The organism is Dryocola sharpae, from assembly GCF_051307055.1.
Lineage (GTDB): Bacteria > Pseudomonadota > Gammaproteobacteria > Enterobacterales > Enterobacteriaceae > Dryocola.
Map to the genome: position 1 here is coordinate 4,328,871 of NZ_CP149994.1, position 24,413 is coordinate 4,353,283.

Genomic DNA, 24,413 nt, shown 5'->3' on the forward strand with positions numbered 1-24,413 from the left:
ATACAAACCGGGCTACATGCCCGGTTTTTTTAATTTCTTTTCATAATACTCAGCCAAAGTCATCCCTTTAGTCCGCTCAACAAGCCATGCAAATAACGTCTCTAAATCCTGATAAAGCCGCTCGATATCCGCCTCATCTTTGAATGTCGGGCTGCCGCCGGGCATAAACTCAGAGGAGTGAAGCATAAATTCCACATAATCATTCCCTTCCGCCAGCGTTTTTTCCGCCACGGCGATCATTTGCGCAGCGTTTCCGCCTGACGGACGAAGCCAGTTCACCGATGGGCTGCGATACTTACCTCGCAGGCGATCGTATCCTTGCTTAAAGCCGTTCATCAGCGCGCTGTGCTTATACTGGATGCTCATCGGCACTTCCAACAATGGCGAATTGCCCGGCCGGTGGATGGTATCAAGATCCATAAAATAGGAGCCTGTCGGGAAACCTTGATAGTCTGTTCCACCACTGCCCATTGGCGCGCCTTTGGCGTTTCTCCAGTTCACGCGCGGCGTCACTGAACAGTCCACTTTATAGCCCAACTCCACCAGCTGGCGTGCGTAACGGCTATCAAAAGCCCAGCGCCCGGCCCGATGACTGACCATTTTAGTGCCGAAAGTCTCTTCGAGCAGCGCTGTCATATAGACGACTTTCTCACGCAGAATCTCATCCGGATACTCAATAAGATAAGGCTGCCAGCGCCAGTCGTCGCCGGTCAGATCGAACTCGGGCGGGCTATTCCAGGCATGCAAATGCATTCCGACCTCGCCTTGTCCGCGCGCAATCACGTCTTTGGCAAAGGCGATAAAGACCGGGTCAATTGCCATCTCATAATTAGTTAACCAGACGGGTTTGAAAGCATGTTTTTCACAAAGCGACTGAAAACGCGGCAGGAAACGCGCATTCTCAGTTGCGATCTGCCGGTGGTTTTGCCACAGATTATCGCCTTCGGTATCGATAGTGATGATAAATGCAGGGGTAGTCATGACCGTCTCTGAGCTAACGATGTTTACGCCATGTTACGCAGCCTGTCAGATAAGGGCAAACCGCTTTCCAGGAATGCACCGACTCCTGAGTAGAATTGTAGCAACCATACGCAAGGTCTATTAGAATCACGCTTTGGTTAATCACCTAAAGATGATAATGAATAACGCTTTGCATAGACTCGCTGACGGGCCGCAAACTCGTATATTACTCATAAAACTACGCCATCACGGCGATATGTTGCTGACAACGCCGGCGATCAACGCGCTGCATCAGGCCTGGCCACAGGCCCGGATTGATGTTCTGCTTTATGAAGAAACGCGCGATATGCTGGCGGCTCATCCCTTTATTCATCATATTTACGGCATCGATCGTAAATGGCGCAAACTTGGCACCCGTCAGCATTTATGCAAAGAGTGGCTGCTCCTGAAAACGCTGCGTCAGCAGCGATATAGCTTGGTGGTGAACCTTGCCGATCAGTGGCGTAGCGCCATTGTCACCCGCTTTACGGGCGCGCCCGTCCGCATCGGGTTTGATTTCAATAAACGCCGTGGCTGGTTCTGGCGCCAGTGTCATACTCAGCTCGCACCCGTCAGTGGCCATCAAGCCATGCATACCGTCGAGCAGAATCTTTCCATTCTGGCCCCGCTGCATATCCCTGCCGTTAATGATGTCACCATGAGTTACCAGCCGGATGACTGGCTGGCGGTTCAGGCGAAGCTCAATACCAAAGGCGTTAAGGGTGCATTTATTGTGGTGCAGCCCACCTCCCGCTGGTTCTTTAAATGCTGGGATGAAGGGAAAATGGCGGAGACGATTTCCGCGCTACAAAAAGATGGCCACACGATTGTGCTTACGTCCGGGCCGGATAAAAACGAAAAAGCGATGATCGAAACCATCCTCGCTTTATGCCCGACAGAACGTATTTTTTCGCTGGCAGGCGACTTAAGCCTGCGTCAGCTGGCCGCGCTTATCGATCGTGCCAGCCTTTTTATCGGCGTCGACTCCGTTCCTATGCATATGGCTGCTGCGCTACAAACTCCCTGCGTCGCCCTGTTTGGCCCGTCAAAACTTACTTTCTGGCGTCCCTGGCAGGTCAAAGGTGAGGTTATCTGGGCCGGCGATTACGGCCCGCTTCCGGACCCCGATAAAATTGATACGAAAACCAGCGAGCGCTATCTGGATGCGATTCCAGTGGAAGCCGTGGTTACTGCCGCAAGGAAACAGCTGTCATGAAGCGCTGCCGCCTGGCCATCGTCCGCCAAAAGTACCGTCCGGACGGCGGTGCCGAACGCTTTGTCTCACGCGCCCTGGAAGCGCTGAGCGCGCATGACCTGGAACTGAACGTGATTACTCGTCAGTGGCAGGGCGAGCGCCAGGAGAACTGGCATCTCCATATTTGCGATCCCATAAAGTGGGGCCGTATCAGCCGTGAGAAAGGCTTTGCGGATGCCGCGCGCGCCTTATGGCAACGTGAAGATTTTGACCTGGTGCAGAGCCATGAGCGTATAGCTGGCTGCGATATCTATCGCGCCGGCGATGGCGTGCATCGCCGCTGGTTACTGCAGCGCGCCCGGATATTGCCGGCGTGGCGTCAGCAACTGCTGCTGCGCGATCGTTATCATCGCTATGTGATGCAGGCCGAACGGGCCATGTACCAGGCACCGGAGCTGAAAGCGGTCATCTGTAACGCCGAAATGGTGAAACGCGAAATTATCGAAGATTTTGCTATACCTGCTAATAAGATACATGTCATCTATAATGCTATTGACTCCTCCCGCTTCGTTCCGGCTACGCCCGAACAACGGACAGCATGGCGAGAAGAAATCAATCTGCCGCAGCAGGCTGTCGCGCTGGTGTTTGTGGGTTCAGGATTTGAACGCAAGGGGCTTGCCAGCGCTATCCGGGCCGTCGCTAACAGCGATCGCTACCTGATTGTGGTGGGGCAGGACAAAGCGGAAAAAAATTATCGGGCGCTGGCACAAACTCTGGGGTGTCAGGATCGGATAATGTTCATGGGAATGCAGAAAAATACGCTGCCGTTTTATCAGGCCGCTGACGGATTATTACTGCCAACGCTCTACGATCCCTTCCCCAACGTGATCCTGGAAGCGATGGCATGCGGTTTACCGGTTATCACCACGCCCACCTGCGGCGGGGCCGAGTTTATAACGACCGGACAAAATGGATATGTTTGCGATGCCCTGAATATTCAGGAATTGTCGGATGCGGTGATGGCTATCCCCGCCCGTCAGCTGAATGAAGTCATGGGAATTCATGCGCGTGAGCGGGTCAGGGAAGCGACGCCGGAAAAACTTTCACAGCAACTTATTTCGCTGTATCAAAACATACTGGATTAGACGATGCGCATCCTAATGATTATTGATGGATTACCCGGCGGCGGCGCTGAGAAAACCGTGCTAACCCTTTCCAGAGGGCTGGTCGGTATGGGCCATCAGGTCTCGATCTTCTCTTTGCGTCGCGTCTGTGACTATGAGATCCCGGACGGGGTCGATTACCAAATCATTCTGGATACCTGCCGGAAACCCTGGCGCAAGCTCACCGAACTCTCCCGTCGTGCAGCGCTGCTGGATAAAGCCGTAGAGAAGGCGCAGAAAGCGGGAAAATTCGATCTTATTTTCTCCCACCTGCATAAAACCGACCGCATCGTCGCGCACGCCAGAACCATTCCACGCGAAAAGCTGTGGTATTGCGTACATGGTATGTTCTCTTTCTCTTACCTTCTGCATCGCCACGGCTTCTCCCGCTGGTTAAAACGCCAGAAAATAAAACGCGTTTATGAGAACAGCAATGTAGTCGCTGTGTCGAAGGCGGTGCTGCGCGATATTACCGAGCGCTTCGACATCAACCTTGCGAAAAGCACCGTCATTCATAATCCTTTTGATATCGACGGTATTCAACGGCGCGCCAAAGAGCCCTGTGAAATGTCGGGCCAGGACTATCTTATCCACGTAGGCCGTTTCCACGAGCACAAACGCCATGACCGGCTCATTAAAGCCTATGCGTTAAGCGGCATTCAGGCGCCGTTAATTCTGATGGGTAACGGCAGCGATGAACGTATTGAAGAGATAAAAACGATGGCCGTCGCCGCAGGCGTTGCCGGCCGCGTCATCTTCAAATCCTTCGTGCCTAACCCCTATCCATGGATAGCTAATGCCCGCCTGCTGCTTTTGAGCTCTGACTGCGAAGGTTTTGGCAACGTACTGGTTGAAGCGCTTATCTGCCAGACGCCTGCGGTCAGCACCCATTGTCCGGGCGGCCCGGAAGAAATTCTCATCGGGCCGCTGGCTCGCGGTCTTTCAGGCATGAGCGATCGCCAACTGGCGAATACGATGGTGGATATCTATAACAACCCGCCGGTTATTGATGCCAGCACCATTGAGCCCTACAGCACCGGTGCCATTTGCCAGCGGTATTTGTCCCTGGCGAAAGAAAAAATATAACAGTACTTTCAGGTAACTTTATGCTCCAGACCCCTTTACTTAGCGTTGTCGTTGCTGTTTATAACGGCGAACTTTTCCTGGCGAAGTTTTTTGCCTGTCTCGAAGCCCAGGCCGTTGAAGGAATGGAAGTCATCATGGTGAACGATGGTTCAACCGATGGCTCCATGGCGATTATCGACGCCTGGCGCGACAGATTTCCGGGTATGTTGGTCATTGAGCAGGAAAATCAGGGCGTATCCATCGCGCGTAACACCGGCCTCGCTGCGGCAACGGGGCAGTATCTCTCTTTCCCGGACATCGACGACGATTTCAAGCCTGGTATGTACCGTCGCCTGCTGGATCTGGCGCTGGCAGGTCATCTGGATGTCGTCACCTGTAACGGCAACTACGTTTACGAAAACAATAAGAAACCCTCGCGCCCCATCTTTCCTGAAGACAAACTTCAGTCAACGGGCGTAATGAGCGGCCCCGCCTGGCTGAAGAAGGCGCTTGATTCCCGTAAGTTTTTGCACGTTACCTGGCTAAATCTTTACCGCCATGACTTTATCCGCGAACAGGGTTTTAAATTCGAACCGGGCTTACGTCATCAGGATATTCCGTGGACCACTGAAGTGTTGCTCGCAGCGCAGCGCGTGCAGTACACCAGCGAAAGATTTTACGACTACTACATTCATTCCGCTTCGGTTTCCCATAAGCCGGATACCGATGACACGCTGATCCGCTCGGCGCGTCATTACATCAAAATCCTCGAAATGCTGGAGGCTATTAACCAGCGCTACCCGGAGCAGGTAAAAAATATTCCCGCCTGCAACTGGCAGATAGCCAAAGAAGGCCTTGGGATCCTGCATACGTTCAATAACATGAAAGACCCGCAGAAGAAGAAAATGATTATCCAGGAGTTTTTCGACCGCGGGATCTGGCGTCTTATCTGGAAGAATGCGAGGGGATTTCGTCTGCGCTGGCGTTTAGGTCGCCGATACCTGAAGCTGAAAAAAGCAACGCGGGTGCCCGGATAACGTTGCGCTTCGCGGGCTGCAATCCGGCGGTCCGCAGGACGGTTTTTTTCGCCGCCTGGTTACCCGAACAATCGGCAAAGCCGTCGAATATCACCAAAACAATAGCTTTACGCCTTGTGAATGCTTAGAATTTGCCCGCCGATAATGAAAATACGGAAAATTCGCTTGGAATCGTTGTATACCGCTCTGCTCTATCTCATTCAGCCCTTCGTGTGGCTGCGACTTTTGCTCCGTAGCCGTAAAGCTCCTGCGTACCGTAAGCGCTGGGCAGAACGCTATGGCTTCTGTCGAGGGAAAGTAGCGCCGGACGGTATCATGCTGCATTCCGTCTCCGTAGGGGAAACCCTCGCAGCGATCCCGCTGGTTCGTGCTCTGCGCCATCGTTACCCGACGATACCTATCACCGTTACCACGATGACGCCAACCGGCTCCGAACGCGTGCAGTCGGCCTTCGGTAAAAACGTCCATCACGTTTATCTGCCTTACGATTTGCCCTGTGCTATGAACCGTTTTCTGGATAGCGTGCGCCCGAAGCTGGTGATCGTGATGGAAACCGAGCTGTGGCCGAACATGATTACCGCGCTGCATAACCGCAAAATCCCGTTGGTCATCGCTAACGCACGCTTATCCGAACGCTCCGCAAAGGGCTACAAGAAGCTCGGTAACTTCACGCGTCGTCTGATGAGCAAAATTACGCTTATCGCCGCGCAGAATGAAGAAGATGCCGGTCGCTTCCTCGAACTGGGTCTGAAACGCTCCCAGCTCACGGTTACCGGCAGCCTGAAGTTCGATATTTCTGTCACGCCGGAGCTTGCCGCACGCGCTATTACGCTGCGTCGTCAATGGGCCCCGCGCCGTAAAGTCTGGATCGCCACCAGCACTCACGATGGCGAAGAGAGTATTATTCTGGACGCACACCGCCAGCTGCTGGCGAAATTCCCCGATCTGTTACTGATTCTGGTACCACGCCATCCGGAACGCTTTAAGGATGCCAAAGAGCTGGTGCAAAAAAGCGGCTTCAGTTACACGCTGCGCAGCAGCGGTGAAATTCCGTCGGGCAGCACCCAGGTGGTGATTGGCGATTCGATGGGCGAGCTTATGCTGCTGTACGGCATTGCCGACCTGGCGTTTGTTGGTGGCAGCCTGGTGGAGCGAGGCGGCCATAACCCGCTGGAGCCTGCAGCCCATGCCATACCTGTACTGATGGGCCCACACATTTTCAACTTCAAAGACATCTGCGCCAAACTACAGCAGGCTGACGGCATGATCGCCGTCAGCGATGCAGATTCTCTGGTGAAAGAAATCACCACGCTGCTGACCGATGAAGATTATCGTTTGTACTACGGCCGCCACGCTGTAGAAGTGCTGCATCAAAACCAGGGCGCTTTACAGCGTTTGCTACAGTTACTGCAACCTTATCTGCCGCAGCGGAGCCATTAATGCCCAGCCGACTATCGGTGGTGATGATCGCCAAAAACGCGGCGGATATTCTGCCGGCATGTCTGGCGTCGGTGGCCTGGGCTGACGAAGTGATCCTGCTGGATTCGGGCAGCGCCGATGCAACCGTCGATATCGCCCGTCGGGCCGGCGTGAAAGTTTTCGTGGATGAAAACTGGCAGGGCTTTGGAATACAGCGTCAGCGTGCCCAGGACTACGCCAGCGGCGATTATATTTTGATGATCGATACCGACGAGCGAGTAACGCCCGAGCTTGCCGCCTCGCTAAAAGCAGTCCTTGCCAGCCCAGGGTCCGACGCCGTTTACAGCATTGCCCGCCGCAACCTTTTTCTGGGCCGCTTTATGCGCCACAGCGGCTGGTACCCGGACCGGGTGACTCGTCTCTATGCTCGTGAACGCTATCGCTATAATGACAGTCAGGTGCATGAATCACTGCATGCGCCCGGCGCTAAAGTCATCCCGCTTGCCGGTGATTTGCTCCATCTGACCTGCCGTGATTTTGCAGGCTTCCAGCGCAAACAGCTAAGCTATGCGACAGCCTGGGCTCATGAACGTCATCAGCGCGGTAAAAAGGTGACGCTTGCCGGAATTTTAAGCCACACTTTGGGGGCCTTTTGCAAAACGCTGCTGTTACGCGCAGGTTTTCTGGATGGGAAACAAGGCTGGCTGCTGGCGGTGGTTAACGCGCAATACACGTTTAATAAATACACTGAACTCTGGGCATTAAACCAGGGCTATACGGAAAAAGATCCGCTATGAGCACCCGAGCGATTTACCCCGGTACTTTCGATCCCATCACCAATGGTCATCTGGATATCGTGACGCGCGGAGCCATGATGTTTGATTCCATTATCCTGGCTATTGCAAACAGCCCGCATAAGAAAACAATGTTCTCTCTTGATGAGCGTGTGGCGTTGGCCAGAGAAGTGACGGCCCATCTGCCAAATGTCGAGGTTGTGGGCTTTAGCGATCTGATGGCTAATTTTGCCAGGGCGCAGCAGGCCAACGTGCTGGTACGTGGTTTACGCACGGCGGCAGATTTTGAATACGAAATGCAGCTTGCCCACATGAACCGTCATCTGATGCCGGAGCTGGAAAGCGTCTTCCTGATGCCCTCGAAGGAGTGGTCTTTCGTTTCTTCTTCTCTGGTGAAAGAAGTGGCGCGCCACCACGGCGATGTCGCGCATTTTCTGCCGGCGCCTGTTTGCCAGGCCTTACTGGAGAAGCTCAGGCAGCTTTAATGCTGGCAGTTTCGGCAATAAAAGGTGCTGCGCTGAGCATGCTTGCCGGCAATAATCGGCGCACCGCAAACCCTGCACGGCTTGCCTTCCCGCCCGTAAACCTGAAGCTGCTGGGCGAAATAACCGGGTTTACCGTCAGACTGTAGAAAGTCTTTTAGCGTCGTACCGCCCTGCTCAATCGATCTTAACAACACCGCCTTAATCACTTTCACCAGCAGTTCGCATTCGGTTTCTGATAACGACTGCGCGGCGCGATCGGGATGGATCCCGGCGGCAAACAACGATTCGCTGGCATAAATATTCCCGACGCCTACCACCAGCTTGTTATCCATCAGCCAGGGTTTAATGGCGGTTTTCTTCTTCGCGGATTTTTCACGCAGGTAGCCGGCGTTAAATTCTTCATGCAGCGGCTCTGGCCCAAGATGCGCCAGCACGTTGCTACCTTCCAGCTCCTTAACCCACAGCCAGGCGCCGAAGCGGCGCGGATCGGTATAACGCAGCACTTTACCATTGCTCATCACCAGGTCGACGTGATCGTGTTTCTCCGCGGGCCGCTCTTCCGGCAGGATGCGCAGGCTGCCAGACATACCAAGGTGGATGATAATCCAGCCGTCCGGCAGTTCGAGCAGCAGGTATTTAGCCCGGCGCTGGACGCTTAATACAGGCTTATCGCTCAGGGCATGAATCTCATCAGAAACAGGCCAGCGCAGGCGACCGTTGCGCACGATGGCGTGCAGGATGGTTGCGCCTACCAGGTGCGGTTCAATGCCGCGGCGGCTGGTTTCGACTTCAGGTAACTCTGGCATTTCTCCTCCGGGTATAAAGCACAAAACAAAAAAACCCCGCCGAAGCGAGGTTTTTCATCAAAGTCACTAAAATTATTTAATTTTAGCTTCTTTGTACAGTACGTGCTGACGGACAACTGGATCGAACTTTTTCAGTTCCAGTTTTTCCGGCTTAGTACGTTTGTTCTTCGTGGTGGTATAGAAGTGACCAGTACCAGCAGAAGAAACCAGCTTGATCTTCTCGCGAACACCTTTAGCCATGACTTAGTTCCTCTTAGTACTTCTCGCCACGGGTACGAAGATCGGCCAGAACCGTTTCGATACCCTTCTTATCAATTACACGCATACCTTTAGCAGATACACGCAGTGTGACAAAACGCTTCTCGCTCTCAACCCAGAAACGGTGAGAGTGCAGGTTCGGCAGGAAACGGCGTTTGGTCGCGTTCATTGCGTGGGAACGGTTATTACCGGTCACCGGACGCTTGCCAGTAACTTGGCAGACTCGGGACATGTCTATTCTCCAAAAATCAAATTAGCTCGAGCTTCGTATAGGGTTATGGCGCCTCGTCAGGCTGCAAGCCTGGTCCCTGGCGGTTCAATGTGAACCACAGTGCCAGGCGCATAATGCCAAACCCGAGATTCTCAAAGGTGGCGTAGTATACGCTGCCTGACGCATGTGCTCAAGTCCCGAACAGACAAAGATCCCCATGGATCGCGCAAATCGGCTTAAATCCACCCGCGTTCAGCAAAAGAAACGTACTCTCCGCGACCAATAACCAGATGGTCAAGCACGCGAATTTCCATAAAAAGGCAGGCTTTCACGATACGTTCGGTAATGGCGCGGTCAGCTTTGCTCGGTTCGGCCCTGCCCGACGGGTGATTATGCGCAAGAATAACCGCCGCTGCATTAGATTTCATCGCTTCGCGTACAATTTCCCGGGGATGTACCTCGACATGGTTCAGCGTGCCTGAAAACAGCGGCTCGTATTTAATAATTCGATGCTGGTTATCGAGAAATATCACCATAAAGATCTCACGCTCTTCCGTGGTCAGCTGGCTCTGGATAAACTCCCGAACGGTGTCAGGACTCTTCAGGGTGAGTTCTTCTACCCCACGCGAGGCGTAATAGCGCCTTGCCAGTTCCGCAATCGCATTCAACTGGGTATATTTGGCTTCGCCAATTCCTTTAATGTCCTTAAACTGCGAATAGTCTGCCGACAGCAGGCGGCTCAGGGAACCAAACCTTTCCAGCAGGACGTTTGCCAGGGCCAGCACGTTCATATCCCTTAAACCCGTGCGTAAAAAGAGCGCCAGCAGTTCCACATCGGTTAATGAGCTGACGCCAAACTTCAGGAGCTTCTCACGCGGCAAGCCGCTTTTATCCCAGTCCATTTTTATCTCCATCAAAGCCTCCGCATCCCTTTGTACAGCCATTGTGCACGACTGCCTGACGACTCGCGATGTAGAGATTTTCAGCGTGCGGGATATCTCGCAAACTGCAAAAAGTTGTGGCCCGAGGAGTGTGATAAAATAGGCCCACGATTAAGCGTTGCGGTGGGAAAATCATGATGGGGCTTTGCGGCAAAAAAATTGTTCTGTGTGTCAGCGGCGGTATTGCGGCCTATAAAACGCCCGAACTGGTGCGCCGTCTGCGCGATCGCGGAGCAGATGTGCGTGTGGCAATGACCGAGGCGGCAAAAGCCTTCATTACGCCATTGAGCCTGCAGGCCGTATCCGGATACCCGGTATCAGACAGTTTGCTCGATCCCGCCGCGGAAGCCGCAATGGGTCATATTGAACTGGGAAAATGGGCAGATTTAGTTATTCTCGCTCCCGCCACCGCCGATCTGATTGCCCGCGTAGCGACAGGGATGGCGAACGATCTGGTTAGTACCATTTGCCTTGCAACCCCGGCGCCTGTCGCGGTTGTTCCCGCCATGAACCAACAGATGTATCGCGCAGCGGCAACCCAGCACAACCTTGAGGTACTGGCTTCCCGCGGTTTATTGTTGTGGGGACCAGACAGCGGCAGCCAGGCGTGTGGTGATGTAGGACCCGGTCGCATGCTCGACCCGCTGGATATCGTGGAGCTGGCCGTGGGCCATTTTAGCGTCGTCAAAGATCTGCAACATCTTAACGTCATGATTACCGCTGGCCCGACGCGTGAGCGTCTCGACCCGGTACGCTATATCACCAACGACAGCTCGGGCAAAATGGGATATGCAATTGCCGCAGCAGCAGCAGCGCGGGGTGCAAATGTGACGCTGGTTTCCGGCCCGGTTGCTTTATCTGCTCCGGCATGGGTGAAACGCATTGACGTCACCTCCGCGCTGGAAATGGAAGCTGCCGTTCAGCAAAATATATCCGGCCAGCATATTTTTATCGGCTGCGCAGCCGTAGCAGATTATCGCGCAGCGAGCGTTGCAGATGAAAAAATTAAAAAGCAAGGCGCTGAAATTACGCTGAAAATGGTTAAAAACCCGGATATCGTCGCAGGCGTTGCCGCGCTTTCCGACCATCGCCCTTACGTTGTTGGGTTTGCCGCCGAAACAACTAATGTGGAAGAATACGCCCGGCAAAAGCGTATCCAAAAAAACCTCGACCTGATTTGTGCCAACGATGTTTCACAAACAGGCCAGGGGTTTAATAGCGACAACAACGCGTTACACCTTTTCTGGCAGGAGGGAGAGAAAGTCTTACCGTTAAGCGATAAGGCACTCCTTGGCCATCTTTTATTGAACGAGATCGTTACCCGTTATGATGAAAAAAATCGACGTTAAAATTCTGGACCCGCGCGTGGGTCAGCAGTTCCCGCTGCCGACGTATGCTACTTCCGGCTCTGCCGGCCTCGATCTACGAGCATGTCTGGACGAGGCCGTAGAACTGGCGCCGGGTGTAACCACGCTGGTGCCAACTGGGCTTGCGATCCATATCGGCGATCCGTCACTGGCAGCCGTCATCCTGCCACGCTCCGGGCTTGGCCATAAGCACGGCGTAGTGCTTGGCAATCTGGTAGGGCTGATAGATTCTGATTACCAGGGCCAGTTAATGGTATCTGTCTGGAATCGCGGGCAGGATAGCTTCACCATTGAGCCGGGCGAACGCATTGCACAGATGGTGTTCGTACCTGTCGTCCAGGCCGAATTCAACCTGGTCGAAGATTTTGATACCAGCGACCGTGGCGAAGGCGGTTTTGGCCACTCCGGCCGTCAGTAAACTCGTTTTATAAACGTAACCACACACATTCATAACGTTAAAACAAACCGCAAGCACCATGCTTGCGGGCGCTGTGTGGCTGCTTGCCTGGCAGGTGCTTTATTTCAGGGGTATTTTAAAACATGGCAGAAAAACAGACTGCGAAAAGGAATCGTCGCGAGGAAATACTTCAGTCTCTGGCCCAGATGCTTGAATCCAGCGACGGTAGCCAACGCATCACTACCGCTAAACTTGCAGCCACGGTGGGCGTTTCTGAAGCCGCGCTGTATCGTCATTTTCCCAGCAAAACGAAAATGTTCGACAGCCTTATCGAATTTATTGAAGACAGCCTTATCACCCGCATCAATCTCATCCTGAAAGATGAAAAAGATACGCTGGCCCGCCTGCGCCTTATCGTCCTGCTGGTGCTTGGCTTTGGTGAAAAAAATCCCGGCCTGACGCGTATTCTGACCGGCCACGCGCTGATGTTTGAACAGGATCGCTTACAGGGCCGCATTAACCAGCTTTTTGAACGCATCGAAGTGCAGCTACGGCAGGTCATGCGCGAGAAAAAAATGCGTGAAGGGGAAGGTTACGCTACCGATGAAGCGCTGCTGGCGGGCCAGCTGCTGGCATTCTGCGAAGGGATGCTTTCCCGCTTCGTACGCAGCGAGTTTCGCTATTTGCCGACGGATGATTTTGATACCCGCTGGCCACTAGTTGCCGCGCAGCTTCGTTAAATGAAGAAGGGCCTTTAGCGGCCCTTTTCTTAAACGCCGTACTGGTCGCGATATTCCTGCACCGCAGCCAGACTTGCGGCCATCTCCGGTTTCTCTTCCAGATACTCAATCAAATCCTTCAGCGTGATAATAGAAATCACCTTACAGTGATAATCACGCTCCACTTCCTGAATGGCAGAGATTTCACCGCGCCCGCGCTCCTGGCGGTCCAGAGAAATCAGCACGCCCGCAAGCGTTGCGGAGTTGGCCGCGATGATTTCCATCGATTCACGAATCGCGGTACCTGCTGTAATAACGTCGTCCACCAGCATCACGCGGCCCTGAAGCGCGCTACCCACCAGGTTTCCGCCCTCACCATGATCTTTGGTTTCTTTCCGGTTGAAGCAATAAGGCACATCGCGCTCATGATGTTCAGCCAGCGCAACCGCGGTGGTCGTTGCGATAGGGATGCCTTTATAGGCAGGCCCAAACAGCAAATCAAAATCAATACCGGAATCCATTAGCGCGGCGGCGTAAAAGCGGCCCAGCAGCGCCAGATCGCGCCCGGTATTAAACAGTCCGGCGTTGAAGAAATAGGGGCTGGTACGCCCGGATTTCAACGTAAACTCGCCAAACTTCAGTACCTGCTTGTTAAGCGCAAATTCAATAAACTGGCGCTGATACGGTTTCATGGATTTGCTCCTCTGTGTTTCTTCAGACATAAAAAAGGCGACTGCTTCAGTCGCCTTAAAAATCAATTTTCTAACGCCGCCTTCTGCGACGTGACGATCGATTCAATTCCCCCTCGCGCCAGCGCCAGCAGCGTCAGCAACTCTTCATGGGAGAAAGGCTCGCCTTCGGCGGTGCCCTGAATCTCAATCATACGGCCATCTTCCATCATCACGACGTTCATGTCGGTTTCTGCTGCGGAATCTTCAATATATTCAAGATCGCAAACCGCTTCGCCATTAACGATGCCAACGGAAACCGCAGCAACCATCCCCTTCATCGGATTGGTTTTCAGCTTGCCGATAGCGACCAGCTTGTTCAGCGCATCGGCCAGCGCAACACAGGCGCCGGTGATCGATGCGGTACGGGTGCCGCCGTCGGCCTGCAGCACATCGCAATCCAGAGTGATGGTATATTCACCGAGGGTTTTCAAATCCACTGCCGCACGCAAAGAACGGGCAATCAGACGCTGGATTTCCAGGGTGCGGCCGCCCTGTTTGCCTTTCGCCGCTTCGCGGGCGTTACGGCTATGGGTGGAGCGCGGCAGCATGCCGTATTCTGCGGTGATCCAGCCTTGCCCCTGCCCTTTCAGAAAGCGCGGTACGCCTTCTTCAACGGTGGCGGTGCACAGGACTTTGGTATCGCCAAATTCGACCAGCACGGAACCTTCAGCGTGTTTGGTGTAATTACGGGTCAGGGTGACTGGGCGCACTTGTTCGGCGCTACGACCTGATGGACGCATGGTAATCTCCGGCTAAAACGAATGTGGCGCGCATTATACGGGCTTAGGACGCTTATTCCTATCCTGTCCGGCCGGGCATGGCTATAATCCCCCCATCCATTGTTCTATACGGTAACGATTTATGATCCGCAGTATGACCGCCTATGCCCGCCGTGAAGTAAAAGGCGAATGGGGCAGCGCCTCCTGGGAGCTACGTTCGGTAAACCAACGTTATCTCGAAACTTACATTCGCATGCCGGAACAGTTCCGTAGCCTCGAACCTGTAGCTCGCGAACGTATTCGTAACCGATTAACCCGCGGAAAAATCGAATGTAATCTTCGCTTCGAGCCTGACGCGCGTGCGCAAAGCTCTCTTCTGCTTAACGAAAAGCTGGCCAAACAGCTTGTTGAAGCAGCGAACTGGGTAAAAATGCAAAGCGACGAAGGCGAAATCAATCCGGTTGATATTCTACGCTGGCCGGGCGTGATGACCGCCCAGGAGCAGGATCTGGATGCTATCGCCGCTGAAATTCTTGCCGCTCTGGACGGCGCGCTGGATGACTTTATCATCGCTCGTGAAACTGAAGGCCAGGCTCTGAAGGCCTTGATTGAACAACGCCTTGAGGGCGTCAGCGCAGAAGTCGTTAAGGTGCGCGCGCAGATGCCAGAAGTTGTTAAATGGCAGCGTGAACGCTTAGTCAGCAAACTCGAAGAAGCCCAGGTTCAGCTTGAGAACACCCGGCTGGAGCAAGAGCTGGTTCTTATGGTACAGCGTATAGACGTAGCTGAAGAACTGGATCGCCTGGAAGCGCACGTCAAAGAGACATACAACATCCTGAAGAAAAAAGAAGCCGTTGGCCGTCGCCTCGACTTTATGATGCAGGAGTTCAACCGCGAGTCGAACACTCTGGCCTCCAAATCTATCAATTCTGATGTCACCAACTCGGCTATTGAGCTTAAGGTGCTGATTGAGCAGATGCGCGAGCAGATCCAGAATATCGAGTAAAACAAAAAAGCCCGTTTCATCGGGCTTCTTTATTTTTACGTATACGCCATAAGTTCTTCAGCCGTTATCAATCCCATCTTTTCCAACTGAATGGCTACTGCGCGTGAAGAACGCTCAAACTGCGTACTTAGCGCCTCGACAGAACTATTCTGGCTATAGCTTTCCTCAAGCTGATGCCTCTCTTCTTCGGTCCAGGGAAAGTGCGATTTCGCCGGTCGTCCTTCGGCGATGTTCTTTTGCTGTCGTTCTTCTGGCGACAGCTTCGATTTTTTCTGTTTTTCCGGCTCTGCGGCTAACTCTTCGGCCAGTGTAAACAACATCCGTATGGCTTCAGGTTTATTGGCTACCGAACCGGAGAACAATATTTCTCCCGTTTCAGGATTGATTCCGTTTGCTAACGCTCTTAGCATCGCTGAGATATTCATTTTATCGCTCCCTTTAATCCAATAATTGTACTAATCCTTTTTCATAGCCTTATTTCTTTTAATCCGTATCTTTCTGAAGAAAATACAGATTTCACATAAATAAAACTAATCCTAAAAAAGTCAACTTAGAAAAACTCAATCGTGATTTTACCCACAAAACGCTACCCTTTGCGCCTTTCTCCGGAGGTGTTCATGCTGCTACATATTCTTTACCTCATTGGTATTACCGCCGAAGCAATGACCGGCGCACTGGCGGCAGGCCGGCGTCGCATGGACACATTCGGCGTCATTATTATTGCTACGGCTACCGCGCTCGGCGGCGGCTCGGTGCGTGACATTCTGCTCGGACACTACCCGTTAGGTTGGGTAAAACACCCTGAATATGTGGTGATTGTCGCCGTGGCGGCGGTAGTGACCACCATCGTCGCTCCGGTAATGCCTCACCTACGTCGACTTTTTCTCGTCCTTGACGCCCTTGGTCTGGTGGTTTTTTCCATTATCGGCGCACAGATTGCGCTGGATATGGGCGAAGGGCCGGTTATCGCCATTATCGCAGCGGTGGTGACGGGCGTATTCGGCGGCGTATTGCGCGATATGTTCTGCAAACGCATTCCGTTAGTTTTCCAGAAAGAGCTATACGCTGGCATCTCTTTTGCCTCCGCAGTGCTGTATATCGTGCTGCAACACTATGTATCCAGTCATGACGTTGTGGTGATCGCGACGCTAATCTTTGGTTTCTCGACGCGTTTGTTAGCGCTGCGCCTGCGTCTGGGTTTGCCCGTTTTCCACTACAAACACGCCGACCATTAATCAACAAATCCTTTTATGCCCTGCCGCTCCAGAAAAAGGGCCAGGGCATTGATCTGCGGATAATTCACAAACTCCACCAGTTTTTTCGCCCGTTCCGCCCCCACGCCCGGTAGCTCTTGCCAGCTCGCTTCATCCCGGGATACCAGCTGTCGCCAGTGAGTATCTGAAAGCACATTTATCGCAGGTTTCGGCAGGGGCAGGCCAAAGGCCATTAGCCAGCGATGAAAAGGAAGCTGGCGAGCCATGGAGAACTGATGCCAGATCTGCATACCGCGGGCGGGCGATACTCCCTTAACCCGGACCAAATCTTCAGCGCCCAACCGTAGCCAGGAAAAAATATGTTCGAGTTGAAAAGCCTGGTAGAGCTGTTGCCAGGTGCTTTTGCTCACACCCTTAATATCCAGCGCATCCAGCGAGCTTGCCCAGTTGAGGCGGGCAAAAAACTGTTCACGACATTCCGCAGATACGGAAAAGCAGCTTAAAGAGGCATTGCTTAATTTGAGCGGCGGCTGTGGCTTATCACGCAAGCTTACGCGCCAGACAACCTCGTCGATGCGCGGAATTCCCTGCCCCGCAAGGCTCACCATGACCTGATCGCCCGGCGCAATATCCAGTTCCTGCCAGCGTTTAACCGAACCAACGTTGACGCGCTTAATGTGTTTATCATCAAGTTGTAATGGTTCCAGCTCCAACACCACGGCAACTTTCCCGGTACGCCCAACGGTAAAACGAATGCCCTTTACGTCGGCGATTTGCTGGGCCGGTGGGTACTTCCAGGCCGCAAGCCATGATGCCTGTCCTGGCTGCCAGAACTTCCCGGCAGGCTCTGTACCCTGGCGAATCACAACGCCGTCGGTCACAAAGGGTAAGGGAGAGGCGAACCACAGGTTGCGCAAAGAGGAGATTTCATTCAGGGTGGAAACTGGTTTTGACCACGCCTTTGCGAGCGAAAAACCTGCGCTGTCCAGCACCTCCAGTTTTTGTCTGAAGTCTGCCGGGCCATCCGGCCACGCCCAGATAAACACGCCAAAATCGTTAAGAAAGGCTGAATTTGCCTGCCGCATCATAGCGCCTGCGACTTTTCCCCTGGCGTTCATTCCCCCCATGATTTTCTGCACGTGCTGGTCACGTTTCAGGAACAGCTCTCCCTGCAAAATACTGTCGGCCAGCGGGCCGGCGAGTTTTTTAGGTATCGCCTCTATCATGGCCGCTTTCTCGGTCCAGTCCTCGCCTTTCAGGCCGTTCCCACGGCTGAGAAGCTGTACAAGCCTGCCATGCCGGTACACAAGCGTGATCGCCACGCCATCAACTTTCGGCTGTACCCATAAATCGGCTTTACCATCAAGCCACCGCGCCACTGCCGGGCTATCCGCCAGTTTTTTAACGCCCGTGTGGGCGACGGGATGCGGAGTCTTTCCGTTAGTCGACAGCGTAGGTTGCAGAGGCGCTGCCGCAGGCTGATAACAACGCTGCCACGTATTTAAACGTGAACGGAGCCTGTCGTATATCTCATCGCTGATGGGACTTTCCCCGTCACGATAGTAGGCCTCGTCCCACTGATTCAGCTGGGTCTGCAATTTCTCCATTTCCTGACTTGCCTGCAACGGTGACCAAACCGGGCACGAAGCCGAAGCGGCTCCCGTCAGGACGCTCATTATCAAAATCAGCCTGATTAACCCTTCCATAACTTTCTCCCTGTCAGTTCGCAATGAGGTATATCGCGGGCAGGCGTCAGCCGCGAGGAGGAAGTTAAAACGATGCGAGGTATTTTCAGATAAAGCGCTGACGTTGCAGAAACGCGCGTTGAATATGGGAAAACATTCCGCAAAAACACCGAAAAGCGTGCCGGGAACACGACAAATTCTCCGTGCTGCCGTGTCGACGTGTATAATAGGCCGGTAGACGCTCTTCTTTTATCCTTACCGAATAAGTTAGAACCCATGGCTCAAGGCACGCTTTATATTGTTTCCGCCCCAAGCGGCGCGGGGAAATCCAGCCTCATTCAGGCTCTGTTAAAAACACAACCGCTGTATGACACACAGGTTTCTGTTTCCCATACCACTCGCGGCGTTCGTCCCGGTGAGAACCATGGTGAACACTATTTCTTCGTCAGTAAGGACGAATTCAGGCGGATGATTGCCGAAGAGGCTTTCCTCGAACACGCGGAAGTCTTTGGTAATTATTACGGCACCTCGCGCCATGCTATTGAGCAGGTACTGGCAACCGGTGTGGATGTATTTCTTGATATCGACTGGCAGGGCGCGCAGCAAATCCGCAATAAAATGCCGCACGCGCGCAGCATCTTTATTTTGCCGCCGTCGAAAGACGAATTAGACCGCCGCCTGCGTGGCCGTGGGCAAGACAGCGAAGAAGTCATCGCGAAGCGTATGGAGCAGGCTGTTGCGGAAATGAGCCATTACGCGGAATATGATTATCTTATCGTCAATGACGATTTCGACACCGCGCTGTCAGATTTAAAGATTATTATTCGTGCCGAGCGTCTGCGAATGGGTCGCCAAAAAGCGCGACATGACGCTTTAATCAGCAAACTATTGGCAGACTGAGCCCAGTTTCAGTATCATGCCCAGTCATTTCTTCATCTGTGGAGCTTTAAAATATGGCACGCGTAACCGTTCAGGACGCTGTAGAGAAAATTGGTAACCGTTTTGACCTGGTACTGGTCGCCGCACGTCGCGCTCGTCAGATGCAAACCGGTGGTAAAGATCCTCTGGTACCTGAAGAAAACGATAAAACGACCGTTATCGCACTGCGCGAAATCGAAGAAGGGTTGATCACCAACCAGATTCTCGATGTTCGCGATCGCCAGGAGCAGCAAGAGCAGGAAGCCGCAGAACTGCAGGCCGTTACCGCTATTGCTGAAGGTCGTCGTTAATTAGCCTGCGGGTAGCCCTTGTATCTGTTTGAAAGCCTGAATCAGCTGATTCAACAATACTTGCCCGAGGAGCAGATAAAGCGCCTCCGGCAAGCCTATCTTGTCGCGCGTGATGCTCACGAGGGACAAGCACGTTCAAGCGGTGAGCCCTATATCACCCATCCAGTAGCGGTTGCCTGCATTCTGGCCGAGATGAAACTCGACTACGAAACGCTAATGGCGGCGCTCCTGCATGACGTGATTGAAGACACCCCTGCCACCTACCAGGATATGGAACAGCTGTTTGGCAAAAGCGTTGCCGAGCTGGTGGAAGGGGTTTCTAAGCTGGATAAACTGAAGTTCCGCGACAAGAAAGAGGCGCAGGCCGAAAACTTCCGCAAAATGATCATGGCGATGGTGCAGGATATCCGCGTCATTCTGATCAAACTCGCCGACCGCACGCACAACATGCGTACTCTGGGGTCGCTGCGTCCGGACAAGCGCCGCCGCATCGCCCGCGAAACCCTCGAAATCTACAGTCCGCTGGCCCACCGTCTTGGTATTCATCATCTGAAAACCGAGCTGGAAGAGCTGGGCTTTGAAGCGCTGTACCCGAACCGCTACCGCGTCATTAAAGAGGTGGTTAAAGCGGCGCGCGGTAACCGCAAAGAGATGATTCAAAAAATCCTCTCGGAGATCGACGGGCGTTTGCAGGAGGCGGGCATTCCGTGTCGCGTCAGCGGCCGCGAAAAGCACCTTTATTCCATCTACTGCAAAATGACGCTCAAAGAGCAGCGCTTCCACTCGATTATGGATATCTACGCCTTCCGCGTAATCGTTCACGATATGGACACCTGCTACCGCGTCCTTGGGCAGATGCATAGCCTCTACAAGCCGCGTCCGGGGCGGGTAAAGGACTATATCGCCATTCCGAAAGCCAACGGTTATCAGTCCCTGCATACTTCGATGATTGGTCCGCACGGCGTACCGGTGGAAGTGCAAATCCGTACCGAAGATATGGATCAGATGGCCGAAATGGGGGTCGCCGCCCACTGGGCTTATAAAGAGCAGGGCGAGAGCGGCACTACCGCGCAAATCCGCGCCCAGCGCTGGATGCAAAGCCTGCTGGAACTGCAGCAGAGCGCCGGCAGCTCCTTTGAATTTATCGAGAGCGTAAAATCCGATCTCTTCCCGGATGAGATTTACGTTTTCACCCCGGAAGGGCGTATTGTCGAACTCCCGGCTGGAGCAACGCCCGTGGACTTCGCCTATGCGGTACATACCGATATCGGTCACGCCTGCGTCGGCGCCCGGGTCGACCGCCAGCCCTATCCGCTGTCGCAGCCGCTTACCAGCGGCCAGACGATCGAAATTATTACCGCTCCGGGCGCGCGTCCGAATGCCGCCTGGCTGAACTTTGTGGTCAGCTCCAAAGCACGCGCCAAAATCCGCCAGATGCTGAAGAACCTCAAGCGAGACGATTCGGTCAACCTGGGCCGTCGCCTGTTAAATCATGCCTTAGGCGGCAGCCGCAAGCTGGCTGAAGTCCCGCCGGAAAACATCCAGCGTGAGCTTGAGCGCATGAAGCTCGCCTCGCTTGATGATTTGCTGGCGGAAATTGGCCTTGGCAACGCCATGAGCGTGGTCGTTGCGAAAAACCTGCAGGGAGAATCGCAGGCCACGCTGCAGGCGAATGCGTTGTCGCACAGCCATCTGCCAATCAAAGGCGCAGACGGCGTGCTGATTACCTTTGCAAAATGCTGTCGCCCTATTCCTGGCGATCCGATCGTTGCCCATGTCAGCCCCGGCAAGGGCCTGGTTATCCACCATGAATCCTGCCGAAACATCCGCGGCTACCAGAAAGAGCCGGAGAAGTTTATGGCTGTGGAATGGGACAAAGAGGCGGAGCAGGAGTTCATCACCGAGATCAAAGTGGATATGTTTAATCACCAGGGTGCGCTGGCAAACCTCACCGCGGCGCTGAACAACGCGGGTTCGAACATTCAGAGCCTGAACACCGAAGAGAAAGACGGCCGCGTTTATAGCGCCTTCATTCGACTGACGGCCCGCGATCGTATCCATCTGGCGAATATCATGCGTAAAATTCGCGTGATGCCGGACGTGATTAAAGTCACCCGTAACAGAAACTAACGTTATGAATCCACAACGTTATGCACGCATCTGTGAAATGTTAGCCCGCCGTCAGCCAGATCTGACGGTCTGCATGGAGCAGGTTCATAAGCCTCATAACGTCTCGGCGATCATCCGCACGGCAGACGCGGTGGGCGTGCACGAGGTCCATGCCGTGTGGCCGGGTAATCGTATGCGCACCATGGCTTCCTCCGCTGCAGGCAGCAACTCCTGGGTTGAAGTTAAAACCCACCGCACGATTAGCGATGCCGTTTCACACCTGAAAAGCAGCGGCATGCAAATCCTTGCCACTCACCTTTCTGATAAAGCCGTCGATTTCCGGGAAATTGATTACACCCGCCCGACCTGCATTCTGATGGGCCAGGAAAAAACCGGCATCACTCCGGAAGCGCTGGCGCTGGCAGATCGGGACATCATCATTCCGATGATCGGCATGGTGCAGTCGCTTAACGTTTCCGTAGCCTCCGCGCTTATCCTCTATGAAGCGCAGCGCCAGCGTCAGAACGCCGGCATGTATCAGCGTGAAAACAGCACCCTGCCGGAATCTGAACAACAGCGCCTGCTGTTTGAGGGCGGTTATCCGGTGCTGGCGCGAGTCTCCCGCCGTAAAGACCTGCCCTACCCCCATGTGAACCAGCAAGGCGAAATCGAAGCTGATGCCGCCTGGTGGGCCACAATGCAGTCTGCGGAGTAAGGCATGAAAGGCCGTTTGCTGGATGCCATACCGTTAAGCACGCTTGCCGGAGTGGGCGCCAGCCAGAGCGGCAAGCTGGCCAAAATCGGCCTGCACACCATTCAGGATTTGCTGCTGCACCTGCCGTTGCGCTACGAAGACCGCACCCACCTTTACCCCATTAACGAACTTTTGCCGGGCGTTTACGCCACGGTGGAAGGGGAAGTGCTGAACAGCAATATCAGTTTTGGCCGCCGCCGGATGATGACCTGTCAGATTACTGACGGCACCGGCATCCTGACGATGCGCTTTTTCAACTTCAACGCGGCGATGAAAAACAGCCTGGCGCCAGGTAAGCGCGTACTCGCCTATGGCGAGGCAAAGCGTGGTACACACGGCGCGGAGATGATTCATCCGGAGTACCGCGTACAGGGCGATCTCAGCACGCCGGAGCTGCAGGAAACGCTAACGCCGGTTTATCCCACCACCGAAGGCGTTCGTCAGGCGACGCTGCGTAAGCTGACCGATCAGGCGCTGGAGCTGCTCGATACCTGCGCTATCGCTGAATTACTCCCGCCGGAGCTGAGCCAGGGAATGATGAGCCTGCCGCAAGCGTTGCGGACGCTGCATCGCCCGCCGCCGGATATGCAGCTTGCGGATCTGGAGGCAGGTAAACATCCCGCCCAGCGGCGTTTAATTCTTGAAGAGTTACTCGCCCATAATCTGAGCATGCTTGCGTTACGCGCGGGCGCTCAGCGCTATCACGCCTTGCCATTAGTCAATCATGATGAGCTGAAAAACCGCCTGCTCGCAGCATTGCCGTTTAAGCCAACCGGCGCGCAACAGCGTGTCGTTGCGGAGATCGAACACGATATGGCGCTGGACGTGCCGATGATGCGCCTGGTGCAGGGCGATGTAGGTTCAGGGAAAACGCTGGTCGCCGCTCTTGCAGCCCTGCGAGCTATTGCGCACGGCAAGCAGGTTGGCCTGATGGCGCCTACGGAATTGCTCGCCGAACAGCACGCCAGCAACTTCCGCCAGTGGTTTGCCCCTCTGGGCATTGAGGTGGGTTGGCTAGCCGGGAAGCAAAAAGGCAAAGCGCGCATCGCGCAGCAGGAGGCCATTGCCAGCGGCCAGGTGTCGATGGTTGTCGGCACTCATGCCATCTTCCAGGAGCAGGTGCAGTTTGCCGGACTGGCGCTGGTCATTATCGATGAGCAGCACCGTTTCGGCGTCCACCAGCGGCTGGCGCTGTGGGAAAAGGGGCAGATTCAGGGCTTCCATCCGCACCAGCTAATCATGACGGCCACGCCAATTCCGCGCACCCTCGCGATGACCGCTTACGCAGATCTCGATACGTCAGTTATCGACGAGCTTCCGCCGGGCCGCACGCCTGTCACTACCGTTGCCATCGCGGATACGCGCCGTAACGAAATTATCGAACGGGTGCGCAGCGCCTGCACCACGGAAAAACGTCAGGCTTACTGGGTGTGTACGCTGATTGAGGAATCGGAGCTGCTGGAGGCGCAGGCGGCGGAAGTCACCTGGGAAGAGCTCAAAACCGCGCTGCCCGATCTCAACGTCGGGTTAGTGCACGGGCGCATGAAGCCGCAGGAAAAACAGGCGGTGATGCAGGCGTTTAAAGAGGGCGATATCCATCTGCTGATCGCCACAACGGTGATTGAGGTCGGCGTGGATGTGCCAAACGCCAGCCTGATGATTATCGAAAACCCGGAGCGTCTGGGGCTTGCGCAGCTCCACCAGCTGCGCGGTCGCGTTGGCCGCGGCGCCGTCGCCTCCCATTGCGTGCTGCTTTATAAGTCGCCGCTGTCCAGAACGGCTCAGCTGCGTTTGCAGGTCCTGCGGGACAGCAACGATGGCTTTGTGATTGCGCAAAAAGATCTGGAAATTCGTGGCCCGGGAGAACTGCTGGGCACCCGCCAGACGGGGAGCGCCGAGTTTAAAGTGGCGGACCTGCTACGCGATCAGGCGATGATCCCGGAAGTGCAGCGGCTTGCGCGTCATATCCACGAACGTTTCCCGGAGCAGGCAGCCGCGCTGATTGAACGCTGGATGCCGGAAACGGAACGCTACTCTAACGCCTGATTAATCAAACACCGGCAGCGTCAGATGCAGCTTAGCCGCTGTGTAACTTTTAAATATTAAGCAT

General features: G+C 54.2%; 26 protein-coding genes. 17 read left to right on the plus strand and 9 right to left on the minus strand.

Translation table 11 applies throughout. From position 1 onward, the window contains the following. Nucleotides 1-12: 12 nt before the first annotated feature. Nucleotides 13-981 (minus strand): polysaccharide deacetylase family protein, encoded by a 969-nt coding sequence (locus tag WLO31_RS20635; RefSeq protein ID WP_435928371.1) that lies wholly within the window; start codon nt 979-981, stop codon nt 13-15. Between the two features lie 151 nt (nt 982-1,132). On the opposite strand from WLO31_RS20635, the gene rfaQ reads away from it, so the two are divergent. The 7 genes from rfaQ (at nt 1,133) to coaD (ending at nt 8,157) form a co-directional block, all read left to right on the plus strand. Next, nucleotides 1,133-2,215: a putative lipopolysaccharide heptosyltransferase III gene (gene rfaQ, locus WLO31_RS20640; RefSeq protein ID WP_435928373.1), complete on the plus strand. Its 1,083-nt coding sequence runs from the start codon at nt 1,133-1,135 to the stop codon at nt 2,213-2,215. Next, nucleotides 2,212-3,339 carry a glycosyltransferase family 4 protein gene (locus WLO31_RS20645; protein WP_435928374.1) on the plus strand — a complete coding sequence of 376 codons (1,128 nt, stop codon included), beginning with the start codon at nt 2,212-2,214 and terminating at the stop codon, nt 3,337-3,339. Before rfaQ ends, WLO31_RS20645 begins: the two co-directional genes overlap by 4 nt. 3 nt (nt 3,340-3,342) lie before the next feature. Next, the gene (locus WLO31_RS20650) at nt 3,343-4,443 is read left to right on the plus strand and encodes a glycosyltransferase (protein WP_435928375.1); all 1,101 of its coding nucleotides are present in this window, start codon (nt 3,343-3,345) and stop codon (nt 4,441-4,443) included. Between the two features lie 20 nt (nt 4,444-4,463). Continuing rightward, nucleotides 4,464-5,459 (plus strand): glycosyltransferase, encoded by a 996-nt coding sequence (locus tag WLO31_RS20655; protein ID WP_435928376.1) that lies wholly within the window; start codon nt 4,464-4,466, stop codon nt 5,457-5,459. A 165-nt stretch (nt 5,460-5,624) separates the two neighbouring features. Beyond that, nucleotides 5,625-6,899 (plus strand): lipid IV(A) 3-deoxy-D-manno-octulosonic acid transferase, encoded by a 1,275-nt coding sequence (gene waaA / locus WLO31_RS20660; RefSeq protein WP_435928377.1) that lies wholly within the window; start codon nt 5,625-5,627, stop codon nt 6,897-6,899. Further along, nucleotides 6,899-7,675 carry a glycosyltransferase family 2 protein gene (locus WLO31_RS20665; RefSeq protein WP_435928378.1) on the plus strand — a complete coding sequence of 259 codons (777 nt, stop codon included), beginning with the start codon at nt 6,899-6,901 and terminating at the stop codon, nt 7,673-7,675. The genes waaA and WLO31_RS20665 overlap by 1 nt, the downstream gene beginning before the upstream one ends. After that, entirely contained in the window at nt 7,672-8,157 is a 486-nt protein-coding gene (gene coaD, locus WLO31_RS20670) for a pantetheine-phosphate adenylyltransferase (protein WP_435928379.1), read from the plus strand. The genes WLO31_RS20665 and coaD overlap by 4 nt, the downstream gene beginning before the upstream one ends. Here coaD and mutM read toward each other — a convergent pair. From mutM to radC, 4 genes are all read right to left on the minus strand, one after another. Continuing rightward, the gene (mutM, locus tag WLO31_RS20675; RefSeq protein ID WP_435928380.1) at nt 8,154-8,963 is read right to left on the minus strand and encodes a bifunctional DNA-formamidopyrimidine glycosylase/DNA-(apurinic or apyrimidinic site) lyase; all 810 of its coding nucleotides are present in this window, start codon (nt 8,961-8,963) and stop codon (nt 8,154-8,156) included. The two genes, coaD and mutM, sit on opposite strands and share 4 nt — an antisense overlap. Before the next feature lie 72 nt (nt 8,964-9,035). Beyond that, nucleotides 9,036-9,203 carry a 50S ribosomal protein L33 gene (gene rpmG / locus WLO31_RS20680; RefSeq protein WP_002208990.1) on the minus strand — a complete coding sequence of 56 codons (168 nt, stop codon included), beginning with the start codon at nt 9,201-9,203 and terminating at the stop codon, nt 9,036-9,038. Nucleotides 9,204-9,216: 13 nt separating this feature from the next. Continuing rightward, the gene (rpmB, locus tag WLO31_RS20685; protein WP_004154798.1) at nt 9,217-9,453 is read right to left on the minus strand and encodes a 50S ribosomal protein L28; all 237 of its coding nucleotides are present in this window, start codon (nt 9,451-9,453) and stop codon (nt 9,217-9,219) included. A gap of 215 nt (nt 9,454-9,668) precedes the next feature. After that, complete coding sequence (radC, locus tag WLO31_RS20690; RefSeq protein WP_435930683.1) at nt 9,669-10,334, minus strand: RadC family protein; 666 nt, start codon at nt 10,332-10,334, stop codon at nt 9,669-9,671. Between the two features lie 176 nt (nt 10,335-10,510). Between radC and coaBC the strand changes: the two genes are divergently transcribed. The 3 genes from coaBC (at nt 10,511) to slmA (ending at nt 12,877) form a co-directional block, all read left to right on the plus strand. Continuing rightward, nucleotides 10,511-11,722 carry a bifunctional phosphopantothenoylcysteine decarboxylase/phosphopantothenate--cysteine ligase CoaBC gene (gene coaBC / locus WLO31_RS20695; protein ID WP_435930684.1) on the plus strand — a complete coding sequence of 404 codons (1,212 nt, stop codon included), beginning with the start codon at nt 10,511-10,513 and terminating at the stop codon, nt 11,720-11,722. Beyond that, nucleotides 11,700-12,158: a dUTP diphosphatase gene (dut, locus tag WLO31_RS20700; RefSeq protein ID WP_435928383.1), complete on the plus strand. Its 459-nt coding sequence runs from the start codon at nt 11,700-11,702 to the stop codon at nt 12,156-12,158. The genes coaBC and dut overlap by 23 nt, the downstream gene beginning before the upstream one ends. A gap of 122 nt (nt 12,159-12,280) precedes the next feature. After that, entirely contained in the window at nt 12,281-12,877 is a 597-nt protein-coding gene (gene slmA, locus WLO31_RS20705) for a nucleoid occlusion factor SlmA (RefSeq protein WP_435928384.1), read from the plus strand. Nucleotides 12,878-12,906: 29 nt separating this feature from the next. On the opposite strand, the gene pyrE is transcribed toward slmA, so the two are convergent. Both pyrE and rph read right to left on the minus strand, forming a co-directional pair. Continuing rightward, nucleotides 12,907-13,548 (minus strand): orotate phosphoribosyltransferase, encoded by a 642-nt coding sequence (gene pyrE / locus WLO31_RS20710; protein ID WP_435928385.1) that lies wholly within the window; start codon nt 13,546-13,548, stop codon nt 12,907-12,909. Nucleotides 13,549-13,610: 62 nt separating this feature from the next. Then, nucleotides 13,611-14,327 (minus strand): ribonuclease PH, encoded by a 717-nt coding sequence (rph, locus tag WLO31_RS20715; RefSeq protein ID WP_271121689.1) that lies wholly within the window; start codon nt 14,325-14,327, stop codon nt 13,611-13,613. A 121-nt stretch (nt 14,328-14,448) separates the two neighbouring features. Here rph and WLO31_RS20720 point away from each other — a divergent pair, with 121 nt between their 5' ends. Then, nucleotides 14,449-15,312: a YicC/YloC family endoribonuclease gene (locus tag WLO31_RS20720; protein WP_435928386.1), complete on the plus strand. Its 864-nt coding sequence runs from the start codon at nt 14,449-14,451 to the stop codon at nt 15,310-15,312. A 35-nt stretch (nt 15,313-15,347) separates the two neighbouring features. Here WLO31_RS20720 and WLO31_RS20725 read toward each other — a convergent pair whose 3' ends face one another. Further along, complete coding sequence (locus WLO31_RS20725) at nt 15,348-15,737, minus strand: hypothetical protein (RefSeq protein WP_435928387.1); 390 nt, start codon at nt 15,735-15,737, stop codon at nt 15,348-15,350. Nucleotides 15,738-15,929: 192 nt separating this feature from the next. Here WLO31_RS20725 and WLO31_RS20730 point away from each other — a divergent pair, with 192 nt between their 5' ends. Beyond that, on the plus strand, nt 15,930-16,547 hold the full coding sequence (locus WLO31_RS20730) for a trimeric intracellular cation channel family protein (RefSeq protein WP_167614655.1): 618 nt from the start codon (nt 15,930-15,932) through the stop codon (nt 16,545-16,547). On the opposite strand, the gene ligB is transcribed toward WLO31_RS20730, so the two are convergent. Then, nucleotides 16,544-18,232, minus strand: coding sequence for an NAD-dependent DNA ligase LigB (gene ligB, locus WLO31_RS20735; protein ID WP_435928389.1), 1,689 nt, complete (start codon nt 18,230-18,232; stop codon nt 16,544-16,546). The two genes, WLO31_RS20730 and ligB, sit on opposite strands and share 4 nt — an antisense overlap. 255 nt (nt 18,233-18,487) lie before the next feature. Between ligB and gmk the strand changes: the two genes are divergently transcribed. The 5 genes from gmk to recG are packed head-to-tail and all read left to right on the plus strand — an operon-like array spanning nt 18,488 to nt 24,349. Beyond that, nucleotides 18,488-19,111 carry a guanylate kinase gene (gene gmk, locus WLO31_RS20740; RefSeq protein ID WP_435928391.1) on the plus strand — a complete coding sequence of 208 codons (624 nt, stop codon included), beginning with the start codon at nt 18,488-18,490 and terminating at the stop codon, nt 19,109-19,111. Between the two features lie 53 nt (nt 19,112-19,164). After that, nucleotides 19,165-19,440 carry a DNA-directed RNA polymerase subunit omega gene (gene rpoZ, locus WLO31_RS20745; RefSeq protein WP_034461476.1) on the plus strand — a complete coding sequence of 92 codons (276 nt, stop codon included), beginning with the start codon at nt 19,165-19,167 and terminating at the stop codon, nt 19,438-19,440. Nucleotides 19,441-19,458: 18 nt separating this feature from the next. Further along, nucleotides 19,459-21,570: a bifunctional GTP diphosphokinase/guanosine-3',5'-bis pyrophosphate 3'-pyrophosphohydrolase gene (spoT, locus tag WLO31_RS20750; RefSeq protein WP_435928392.1), complete on the plus strand. Its 2,112-nt coding sequence runs from the start codon at nt 19,459-19,461 to the stop codon at nt 21,568-21,570. A 4-nt stretch (nt 21,571-21,574) separates the two neighbouring features. Continuing rightward, on the plus strand, nt 21,575-22,264 hold the full coding sequence (gene trmH / locus WLO31_RS20755) for a tRNA (guanosine(18)-2'-O)-methyltransferase TrmH (RefSeq protein ID WP_435928393.1): 690 nt from the start codon (nt 21,575-21,577) through the stop codon (nt 22,262-22,264). A 3-nt stretch (nt 22,265-22,267) separates the two neighbouring features. Then, the gene (recG, locus tag WLO31_RS20760) at nt 22,268-24,349 is read left to right on the plus strand and encodes an ATP-dependent DNA helicase RecG (RefSeq protein WP_435928394.1); all 2,082 of its coding nucleotides are present in this window, start codon (nt 22,268-22,270) and stop codon (nt 24,347-24,349) included. The last annotated feature ends 64 nt before the right edge of the window (nt 24,350-24,413 follow it).